Source organism: Nioella sediminis (genome assembly GCF_001879695.1).
Taxonomy (GTDB): Bacteria; Pseudomonadota; Alphaproteobacteria; order Rhodobacterales; family Rhodobacteraceae; genus Nioella; species Nioella sediminis.
Genome location: NZ_MNBL01000082.1, coordinates 1 through 11,057, shown reverse-complemented (window position 1 = coordinate 11,057; position 11,057 = coordinate 1). Strand labels below are relative to the sequence as shown.

Below are 11,057 nucleotides of genomic sequence, written 5' to 3'. Positions count from 1 at the left end.
CGGTTCGCCGGTCTGGCAGGGACTGGGGCAAGCGAGCTTCGACTGGGATATCGTTGGCGTGGGCGACTACAATGGCGACGGAACGGACGATATCCTGTGGCGCAATGTGAACACCGGCACGGTCGGCATGTACGACATGGACGGCGGGCCAAGCTGGCAGACCATCGGCCAGGCCGCACTGGCTTGGGACGTTGAGGGCCAGTTCGTGGACGAGTTCGTGTTCTGAGCGGCACTAAGCCTGGATGGAGATTCGGAGCAGGCAGGTGACAGGATGGTCATCTGCCTGCTCTATCCTTGTTAGAAGAGCGGTTGCGGCAGATGGCGACTGACCTGAGCGTCTCTATATAGGCGTTAGACTTCCAGACCATTCTCCCTAATTCTTTCCCGGCCTACCCCTTCGGAAGAGCAGCCGCGGCGACAATCGAGGGCTGCAGCCCGTTCCGAGATGGTCTGCAGAACCGCTTTCTATGCCTTACTCAGCTGGATCACGCCGGTTCATTTGCACGATCGCATTTGCGCAATGGCATGTGCCGACGGAAGCATGGCGGGGGGCATTGCAACGGAGCTGACGCAGCCTTTTATTCTTCAGGCAGGGTTCAGCCTACAAGCTGCGGGCAATGGGCTGATATTCCGGCATGTTACTTAGGGTCAGGACTCATCGCCAATAGATGACGAGAGCCGCAAGGGCGATGGCTGAGAGGAAGACCTTCGGGCACCTGTCGTATCGGGTTGCCACCCGCCGCCAATCCTTGAGCCTGCCGAACATGATCTCGATACGGTTGCGGCGTTTGTATCGGCGCTTGTCGTATTTGACCGGGGTCTTGCGCTGCTTCCGACCTGGGATGCAAGCGCGTATCCCTTTGTCTTGCAACGCTTCTCTGAACCAGCCGGCATCATAACCGCGGTCCCCGAGCAACCAATCGACATCCGGCAAGCTGCTGAGAAGTGCCCGTGCGCCGATGTAGTCGCTGACCTGTCCTGCAGTCACGAAAAGGTTGAGCGGTCGGCCCTGACTGTCGCAAATGGCGTGCAGTTTCGTGTTCATGCCGCCCTTGGTCCGGCCAATCAGACGTCCACGCCCCCCTTTTTGACGCCCATACTGGTCGCCGTGCGGTGGGCCTTGAGGTAGGTCGCGTCGATCATCACGGTCTTCTGTTCGCCGTGGTCGGCGGCCAGACCGGCCATCATCCGTGCGAAGATGCCCTTGTCACTCCACCGTTTCCAACGGTTGTAGAGCGTCTTGTGCGGCCCATAGGCAGCAGGGGCATCGCGCCAGCGTAAGCCGTTGCGATTGATGAAAATAATCCCGCTCAAAACGCGCCTGTCACCGACGCGCGGCTTGCCGTGGGACTTAGAGAAGAAGGGCTCCAGACGCGCCATCTGGGCCTCGGTCAGCCAGAAGAGATCAGACATGTTCATCGCTCGGTTTTCGTACCGTGAATCACGCTGCAAAGCGGAAATCAATGGGTCCTGACCCTAGCCAATCTCGGGTATCACGCACCCGAAATTCAGCGGTAATCGCCCACAGCGAAGCAATAATTCAGTCATCCGCCGGTCTTGAAGCCGGTGTCGGCTGGCCCGCCCCCCTCAGAACACGAACTCGTCCACGAACTGGCCCTCAACGTCCCAAGCCAGTGCGGCCTGGCCGATGGTCTGCCAGCTTGGCCCGCCGTCCATGTCGTACATGCCGACCGTGCCGGTGTTCACGTTCCGCCACAGGATGTCGTCCGTGCCGTCGCCATTGTAGTCGCCCACGCCGACGATATCCCAGTCGAAGCTCGCCTGACCGAGCCCCTGCCAGACCGGCGAACCGGAGCCCATGGCGTAGTAGCCCACAGCGCCCGAGCTCTCGTGCCGCCACAAGAGGTCATCCGTCCCGTCGCCGTCCAGATCGCCGGTCCCCACCAGCCGCCAGTCGTTGGAGACATTGGCGACGACGCTCCAGGTGGGCGTGCCCGCATTCGACATCTCGAACTGGCCCACCTGACCGGTCGTGGAATTGCGCCAGATGATGTCGTCGATCCCGTCGCCGGTGATATCGCCGGTTGCCACGATCTCCCACGGGGCCGAGGAGCCGCCGATCGTCTGCCAGGTCGCGGACCCGCCCGACATGGCGAACATGCCAACGCCGCCATTGCTGCTGTTCTGCCAGAGGATATCGTCGGTGCCATCTCCGTTGAAATCGCCCACGCCCATGATCTGCCAGACCGCGCTGGCCGTCCCGAGCGCGTTCCAGACCGGGCTGCCAGAGCCCATGGCCGAGAAGCCGATGCCGCCGGAGGTGTCATTGCGCCAGAGGATGTCATCGGTCCCATCGCCGTCGAAATCACCGAGTCCACCGATCTGCCAGGCGGTGCTCTCACCGCCCAGAACGCTCCAGGTCGGCGTGCCACCCGACATGTCGAACATGCCATACTGGCCCGTCGTGCCGTTCCGCCAGAGAATGTCGGAGGTCCCGTCGCCGGTCACATCGCTTGTGACGTCAGGCGTGGCTGCCCCGAGGATCCGGCCCTGAAGAACCGAGGCATCGGTGATGCCGTTCAGCGTCAGCGTGTTGCCCCCTCCGAAATCGAGCACAAGGTTGCCGCTGACAACAGTGGCATCCGCGATCAATTGCGCGTCGGTCCCCGTCCAGATGGAGGACGAGATTCCGATCAGGTCACCGTTGAAATCGGTGATCACATCCGCGCCGCCATTGTAGATGAAGCTGTCCTCACCCGCGCCGCCGGTCAGCGTGTCGTTGCCGGTTCCGGTCTCAAACCGGTTATTTTCGGCATCGCCCGTGACCTGAGCGTCATAGCTGCCGCGCAGCATCAGGGCTTCGACATTGGAAATGGAGTCCGACAGGTTCGGGTTGCCCAACTGCCCGGAATACCCCGTTGAGAGGTCGAGCTGATAGATGAAGCCTGCGGGCAGGGTGAACCCGTTCAGGTCGATTTCCAGCGTGTCGAACCCGTCACCACCGTCGACCGTATCACTGCCGGAATTCAGCCGAATCCAGTCATTGCCCCCGGCGGCATTGATCGAGTCGTTACCGCCCCGGTCTTCGAAGTAGTTGTCGTTGCCATCCCCGATCAGCGTGTCGTTCTGGTCGGTGCCTGCAACGCCCTCAATCCCGCTAAGGCTGTCGGTATCGCCATAGCTGTCGGTCGCAACACCGGTCGCGAGGTTCACATTGACCCCGTTGGTCCCGCCCTCGAGCCAGTACTGGACCATGTCCCAACCGCCATTGCCGTTGATCGTGTCATTTCCAGCCTCACCGACCCAGGACTCGTTGCCCTGCCCGGTGCCGGAGCCGCCGTCCGATCCGTTGAAGACATCCGCATCCTGCGTGCCCTCGAAGTGGTCGGCATAAGTGAAGGTATCGTTGACGACACCGGCATTGTTGCTGGTGGTCGTCCCGGTGCCGTTCGCGCCCACGGTGATGACGACCCCGCCCGTGCCCTCGACGTTTTCATAGATGACGTCGATACCGCCACCGCTGCGGTCGGCGAAGGCCTGTGCATGTCCGATGATCGTGTTGTTGCCGGTGCCACCCTGGATGATGTCGCCATAGCCCTGGGACGCGGAATCGCCGCCAGATGCGTCGAGTGTATCGTCGCCGTCGCCGCCCCGAATGTTATCGCGGCCTCCGCCACCGGCTATGGTGTCATTGCCATCGAGGCCTTCCAGCTCATTGTCCTGATCGTCGCCGATGATCGTGTCACCAGAGTTCGAGCCCATGACCCGTTCGAACCCAGAGAGGGAGTCCGTATCGCCAAACCCGTCAATGGCAATGCCGGTCATCAGGTTAACGTTCACGCCAGCAGCGCCGCCGTAATTGGCGTCCCGGTCATAGCGGACGCGGTCTTCGCCATCGCCGCCAATCAGCGTATCGTTGCCATCGAGACCGCGGATCTGGTTACCTGCCGCATCGCCGGTGATGTGGTCGTCATGCATCGACCCGCGAACCATCTCGAAATTCGCGATCGTGTCATTGCCCGCGCCGCCCGTGGCGGTGCCGGTCACAAGGTTGACGGTCACGCCGGAGGTGGCATCGTCATAGACCACCTGGTCGTAATCGTCACCGCCATCGAGAGAGTCGTCGCCTGCGCCGCCGCGAATATAGTCATCCCCCGCGCCGCCGGTGATGGTGTCATTGCCCCCCTGGCCGGAAAGGTCGTCATCCCCTGCGCCGCCGTTGAACAGCTCGGGATCGTCGTAACCGACCCAGTAGTCGTCAACGGTCACGGTTCCGTTCGGGAAGGTCAGCGGGTCGAATGCGGTGTTAGGCGCGTAGGTGCCGGTCACATAGCTGGCACCGGTGAAACTGGCGTTGATGACATCCCACTCTGCCTGACTGGTCGGGATCGCTAGGTTTCCGTCGATGGGGAAAAAATACTCCTGCCCCGTGGAGGAATTCTGGAGCACAAGAATCGTGGCGCTGGAACCGTTGCTGAAGCTGGCCTCGAACACCCACGTGAGATCCACGCTGGTCGCCATCCCGTCGATGCGAATATCGCCGGCGCCGTTTACGGGTACGATATCCGCTTCGAGGATTTGGCCGTTGCCGATCGTTTCACTGTTCGGGATGATGCTGTAGATCAGGCTCGCGCCTTCCGAGATCGTAAGCGTCAGTGTCGACGTGCCGACAAAGGCGTTGTCGCCGTTGACCTGGGTGTTGTTGTCAGTCTCAAACCCTTGAAGTGTAATGCTAGGCATGGCGTTCCCCCGAACAGTTCCGTTCACAATGTCTTTGCGGCCAGTGGCTGTCCACCCGCGCGCGGTTCAAATCAAAATAGTATGCCTTTTTTTTGTTTGTCCAGTTCTTAGAACCACTTGGCGTCACTAAAGCCCGTGCTGCCACCGAAGGGGGAGCTTTCGCCTTTGCCCTGTGAGCTGCCCGCTTGAACCGGACAGCCATTCATGGAGTCGCGAACCGGGCCCGAGGATGCCGGGTGGAAAGAAGGATCTTCCCCTCGCAATCGCATTCGACGATGGCAATGCCCTGCCGAGGGAGACCAAGCTTTCAGGAGGAAACCTTGCGTTGACGGACATCCTGAACCGGGTCGGGACAGTTGCAAAGTCGGGTCAGCCCAAGCGGGGTATCAGGCCAGTCAGGGCGGGAACCGCAGCAAGCGGCAGCGGCTCCCCTCCACGCAGGGCTCAGAACACGAACTCATCGACGAACTGCCCCTCGACGTCCCATTCCAGCCCGGCCTGGCCGATGGTCTGCCAGTTGGGGCCGCCATCCATGTCATACATGCCGACCGTGCCGGTATTGACGTTCCGCCACAGGATATCGTCGGTGCCATCGCCGTTGTAATCGCCGGTCCCGACGATATCCCAGTCGAAGCTCGCCTGCCCCAGGCCTTGCCAGACCGGCGTGCCGGAACCCATGGCGTAATATCCGACCGCGCCCGAGCTTTCGTGCCGCCACAGCAGGTCATCCGTCCCGTCGCCGTCGAGATCCCCGGTGCCCACCAGCCGCCAGTCGTTGGAGACATTGGCCACGACGCTCCAACTGGCCGTTCCGCTGTCGGACATCTCGAACTGGCCGACCTGCCCGGTCGTGGAGTTCCGCCAGATGATGTCGTCGATCCCGTCGCCGGTGATGTCGCCGGTGGCCACGATCTCCCATGGGGCCGAGGACCCGCCGATCGTCTGCCAGGTGGCCGTGCCGCCCGACATGGCGAACATGCCCACGCCGCCATTGCTGCTGTTCTGCCACAGGATATCGTCGGTGCCGTCGCCGTTGAAATCGCCGACGCCCACGATGCCCCATGCGGAACTGGCCTGCCCCAGGGCATTCCATACCGGGATGCCCGAGCTTATGGTGGAGAACCCGATGCCGCCGGAGCTGTCATTGCGCCAAAGAATGTCGTCGGTCCCATCCCCGTCGAAATCACCGAGACCCGCGATTTGCCAGGCGGTGCTTTCAGATCCGAGCACCTGCCAGGACGCGGTGCCATTCTGCATCTCGAACATGCCGAACTGACCGGTCGTTCCATTGTGCCACAGAATGTCGCTGGTCATGTCCCCATTGAGGTCGCTGGCCACAGATTGCGTGCCACCGGTAATACGGCCCGCAAGCGTCGCGGTACTTGTCACACCGTTCAGCGTCAGCGTGTTTCCACCACCGAAATCCAGAACGAGATTGCCGGCCTGCACGACCGCGGCGGAAAGCACGCTGGCCAGGTTGCCCGACCAAAACGCGGGATCGATCTCGATCAGATCATTTGAAAAGTCCTCGATGACATCCGCGCCACCCGAGTAAATGAACAGGTCTTCATCCGCGCCACCGTTGAGCGTGTCATCGCCGTCACCGCCGGACAGCGTGTCAGCCCCGTCACGTCCAACAAGCAGGTTGTCACCCTCGTTGCCAACCAGCGAATTGGCCCCGTCGTCACCACGGGCCGTTGCATCAATGGTGCCGATCAGTTGGACGGCCTCGAAATCACCGAGGAAATTGCTGCCCAGGTTGGACAGGTCAATCGTCGTTCGGGACACGATGGTATCCGTATCGCCGGAGCCCCCGGTGCTTTCATCAACCAGATCGCTGCCGTCGACATAGTAGACGTCGTCGCCAATCCCGCCCGTCAACGTATCGGCCCCGCTTCCACCGATCAGCGTATCATTTCCGCCATCTCCGAAGAGCCTGTCATCGTCAGATCCGCCATCGAGCAGATCATGGCCGGTGCCGCCAACCAAAAGGTCATCGCCGCTTTCGCCCATGAGCGTATCATTGCCGCCATCCCCATCGAGAGAGTCATCGCCCGCGCCACCGACCAGCGTATCGTCCCCGACGATGAGGGTCTCGTTGGGAACGGTCAGTGAAACGGAAACCTCCGTTTCGCTTGAATCCGATGCAACCAGAATGACTTCGATCGTGTCGCCTGCGGTTGTCGAGAGACCGTCAATGGTCGCATTATACTGAAGGCCAAGCGGCGTGGACGAGAATTCCACACCGTCCACGGTCCGCACGAGGACCCCATTGACGTAGATTTCCAGCCTGTCGACCTCGCTCGTGTCCACCGGCGAACCGGTCAGACCACCTGTCAGCGTCGACGGTTCAAGCACGCGAATGGCGCTGCCATTGCTTGTCCCGTCATCGACCAGATCGAGCTGATTGAGATTTGCGGAGCTGCCGAGCCCGAAGGCATTGATCGTGGCATTCAGCCCATTGCTGTCGATCAGCGTTGCGACCTCGTCGGCATAGGCACCGCCATTATGGGCACCGTCCGATATGAAATAAACGACATTCTGGCCACTTCCCATCCCCTGAAGGGCCAGGATCGCCTGCTGAAGCGCATCTTCGAAATCCGTGTTCCCGCTCGCTCTCATGTCCTCCAGAACCGCATTCACGCCGCCAAGCGCCGATCCGCTATAGGTGGTGACAGCACTACTGGCAAACTCGACGACGGCAACGTCCGAACCGGAGAACCCCGCCGCGACAAGACTGTCATTCAGCGACTGGAATGCGGCAACGGTGCCGTCCAGCAATGTGTTGGCCTGGCCATCGTTGTTGAGGTCGCCAACGGTTTCGGTTCCGGAAAAGCTTCCGCTCATCGAAGAGGACGTGTCGATCACATAGACGATATTGTAATCGCTGCCCTGGTTGGGAATCCGGTTCACGATCCCCGAGATTTCAATGCTCGTCCCATCGGAACTGTCGGGAATTGTCACCGAGAGCGCCAGATCCTGACCGGTTTCCGCAACCGTCACGACGTCCGAGGCCGTCTGGGTCAGATCCCCGTCACCTTCGATACGATCGTCGCCATCGCCGCCACTGACAAGATCGTTGCCCTCGCCTGCATTGACGGAATCGTCCCCTCCCCCGGCGACAATGGCGTCATCGCCTTGCAGACCGTCGATTTCCTCACCGCGATCGGTGCCGACAAGAAGATCGGCAGCCGCCGTGCCCTCGATGGTGACAGCGCCCATGTCCATCGAGAAGACGGAGATGCCGTCGTCGTTGAAACCGCCCACCACAAGCAATCCCTGACCGTCGACCTCGACGAACTCAAGATAAGCGGCGCCATCCAGTTCCAATGCAGCGTCTTCGGAATCGAAAACACTGTCCACCTGCATCAGGCTGCCATCGCCTTCGATGGAAAACAGGGTGATGCCGTCATCAATTTCCAGCGTTGCGGCGAGGTAGGTTGTGCCCCCGAACTCGAAAATGTCCAGATCCTGGATACCGTTCAGGCTCAGCGTCGTTGAATCGCTGTAGTTGAAGACGTTGACCGCAGCCCCCCCTGCACTGATCGAAAAGACCGAAATGCCATCATCGCTGTTGCCCGCGACATACATGAAAAGCGTGCCGCCGATTATCGCCGCCTCGACCCCGTGTGCGCGAGAGAGTTCGAGAGTACCCGTGTCGGTCAGGCTGTTCAGAAGGGTAAGCTGGCCAGAGGCCGACAGGCTGAATATCCCGACACCACTTTCATCATGGCCGGTGGCAAAGACAAAAGACGTGCCCATGTATTCGATGAACGCGGTATCTGCGGGACCGTTCAGCACAAGAGCCGGGGAATCGGCATCGTCAATATTGTCGGTGTTGGTCAATTGGCCGTTCGCACCGATCTGAAACACGCTCAGGCCGTCATCGTAATAGCCCTGGGTGATGAGGAACTGGTTGCCGCCGGATGTGGCAATGGTCAGCTCTCCGAGCGACCCGTCCAGCTGGAGATCCGTATCGTCGCTGTCGAAGACGGTCTGAACGCTGGTCAGCATCCCGTCCGCACCGACCTGATAGACCGTGATCGCGTCAGAAACTTCCCCTGCCGCATAAAGATACGTGGTGCCATTCACCTCTGTGGACGCAAAACCGGAGACACCGTTAAGCCCGGCACCCGACGTCTGCGGCACGGTTCCTATCTCGGTCAGCGTTCCATCCGCACGCAACTCGGATATGATGATCGCATCGGCGAAGGTTGCCGCGGCATAGACAAACGTCCGATCGCCGATTGTAACGATCTCAATACCGCTTGCACCATTATAGTCTGTTCCGCCGGCACTATCCGTGAAATAGAGCTCTGTTAATGACATAGTGACCCCCAATAAACTTAGGTCCTTACTACTTCATTGAAATTGCTTTGAGAAAAACACAGTCCTCTGAAATCAATGGCAGCACATTCGACCTGATTTCCGGAATTGGAAACCTTTACAGAAGCAGAATTGCGTGATTCCGGCACTGACACAAGCCGGAATTCCCGGCTTCCGGGTTTGGCGGGCGTTGGCCAAGACTGCCGAAGCCCTCCGCCACTCCTTGCAGGATGGCCCGCGCAGCAGCCCTGCATCCGGCCCTGGACTGCGATGCTGCCCGACCGACAGGACAAAAGTTCAGAACGGTGGGGATATGCAGGAAATCATGGCGCACCCGAGAGGATTCGAACCTCTGGCCTCTGCCTTCGGAGGGCAGCGCTCTATCCAGCTGAGCTACGGGTGCCGCGTGCGCCGCGTATAGGACATCCAGACAGGCGCTGCAATTGCAAATCTTGCGCCCTGCCCCTTGTGTCGCGCCGCGTGCTGATGACAATGGCCGAAAGCTTTCAAGGACCTTGCCGATGACCCGTGCCATGCCGCTCTGGCTGCTTCTGACCCTGCAAACTGCTGTCTCCGCGGCCTCGCTTGTGGTGGAAATCGTGGCAGGCCGGATGCTGGCCCCGCATGTGGGCATGTCGCTTTATACTTGGACCTCGATCATCGCAGTGGTGCTGGCGGGATTTTCGGCCGGGCATTGGTGGGGCGGGCGGCTGGCGGAGCGCCCTGTGGAGAAGGCACTGTCCTGGACGGGTGGGGCGCTGATTGCGGCGGCGTTGACCACGGCCATCGCGGTGAACCTGCTGCGCCTCCTGGCGACCCCGTTGCTCGAGGCCGTGGGCCATCCCGTCTGGGGCATCGCCGCCATCACCATGGCGGTGTTCTTCCTGCCCTCCTTCTTCGCCGGTGTCCCTGCCCCGGTTCTGGCCCATGTCTCGGTCACCCGCGCAGCCCCGGACCAGCAGGGCCGTGCGCTTGGGGCGATGTTTGCTGCCGGAGCCATCGGCGCCATCGCGGGCACGCTGCTGGCGGGCTTTCTCTTCATCTCATGGCTCGGGACATCCGCCACGCTTGCCGTGGTGACCGTGACCTATGTCATTTCCGGGCTGCTGCTCTTCTGGCTCGCGCGGTCTGCCGCTTTGAAGATCGCGTCCATCGCCGCCCTCATTGCCCTCGCGCTCTCCGGCCTCGCGCTGGCCACACCCTCCCCTTGCACGCTCGAAAGCAACTATTTCTGCATCCGCACCGTCGATATGTCCGCCGACCCCGACAGCCCCGTGCATCTGATGGTCATCGATCATCTGGGCCATGGGATGAGCGCCCGCGACGTCCCCACCGTGATGTTCACCGAACATGCCGCGATGCTGGATGAGTTGGCCCGCCGCCGTGCGCCGCGTGCCGATTTCACCAGCTTCTTCATCGGCGGCGGCAGCTATTCCATCCCCCGCGCCTTCACCGAACACGGCACTGGCCCGATGGTGGTGGCCGAGATCGACCCCGCCGTCACCGCGCTGGCAGAGCGGGATTTCTGGTTCGATCCCGAGACCGTCACCATCCTTCACGAAGATGCCCGCCGTGCGCTTCTGACCCGGCCCGATCAGCTTTATGACGTGATCATCGGCGATGCATTCACCGATGTGGTGGTGCCCGTCCATCTGGTGACGCAGGAGTTTTTCGAACTGGCCCGCGCGCGCTTGACCGAAGACGGCACCTTCCTGATGAACGTGATCGACTACGAGGACCGGCTGCAGGCGCTCGGCTCGATCGTCCGCACCATGCGCCAGGTCTTCCCGAGCGTAGAGGTCTGGACCCAGGCCACCCAGCCAGACCCCGGCAGCCGCATGGTCTTCGTCATCGCCGCCGGAAACAGCCCCTCCGATTTCGACGAATTCAGCGCCCCCATGCCCTTCCGCATGACCTTCGGCGCCCTTGGGGACCAGTTTATCACCCGTATCGCAGACGCGCGCGGCCAAATCCTGACCGATGACTACGCCCCCATCGACCGCCTGATCGGCCGCCCGGACTGAGTCCAG

Annotated in this window: 5 protein-coding genes and 1 tRNA gene; 2 read left to right on the top strand and 4 right to left on the bottom strand. The window is 61.2% G+C overall.

From position 1 onward, the window contains the following. A partial coding sequence (locus BKY26_RS11065; protein WP_193600185.1) for an FG-GAP repeat protein occupies positions 1 to 226 on the top strand: 226 nt, incomplete at its 5' end. A gap of 429 nt (positions 227 to 655) precedes the next feature. On the opposite strand, the gene BKY26_RS19840 is transcribed toward BKY26_RS11065, so the two are convergent. From BKY26_RS19840 to BKY26_RS11040, 4 genes are all read right to left on the bottom strand, one after another. Continuing rightward, positions 656 to 1,413 (bottom strand): IS5 family transposase gene (locus BKY26_RS19840; RefSeq protein WP_131541837.1). Its coding sequence is split into 2 segments (ribosomal slippage): positions 656 to 1,092 and positions 1,092 to 1,413, totalling 759 coding nucleotides; the frame shifts between segments, so codons are not numbered across the junction. 174 nt (positions 1,414 to 1,587) lie between these two features. Beyond that, positions 1,588 to 4,701, bottom strand: a complete 3,114-nt coding sequence (locus BKY26_RS11050; RefSeq protein WP_071690451.1) for a beta strand repeat-containing protein — start codon at positions 4,699 to 4,701, stop codon at positions 1,588 to 1,590. 444 nt (positions 4,702 to 5,145) lie between these two features. After that, positions 5,146 to 9,030 carry a beta strand repeat-containing protein gene (locus BKY26_RS11045; protein ID WP_071690450.1) on the bottom strand — a complete coding sequence of 1,295 codons (3,885 nt, stop codon included), beginning with the start codon at positions 9,028 to 9,030 and terminating at the stop codon, positions 5,146 to 5,148. 323 nt (positions 9,031 to 9,353) lie between these two features. Then, positions 9,354 to 9,430: transfer RNA gene (locus tag BKY26_RS11040), tRNA-Arg, on the bottom strand. A 118-nt stretch (positions 9,431 to 9,548) separates the two neighbouring features. On the opposite strand from BKY26_RS11040, the gene BKY26_RS11035 reads away from it, so the two are divergent. Continuing rightward, positions 9,549 to 11,051: a fused MFS/spermidine synthase gene (locus BKY26_RS11035; RefSeq protein ID WP_071690449.1), complete on the top strand. Its 1,503-nt coding sequence runs from the start codon at positions 9,549 to 9,551 to the stop codon at positions 11,049 to 11,051. The last annotated feature ends 6 nt before the right edge of the window (positions 11,052 to 11,057 follow it).

Coding starts and splice junctions, on each gene's coding strand:
- BKY26_RS11050 (WP_071690451.1), bottom strand. CDS start 4,701: ATGCCTAGCATTACACTTCAAGGGTTTGAGACTGACAACAACACCCAG.
- BKY26_RS11045 (WP_071690450.1), bottom strand. CDS start 9,030: ATGTCATTAACAGAGCTCTATTTCACGGATAGTGCCGGCGGAACAGAC.
- BKY26_RS11035 (WP_071690449.1), top strand. CDS start 9,549: ATGACCCGTGCCATGCCGCTCTGGCTGCTTCTGACCCTGCAAACTGCT.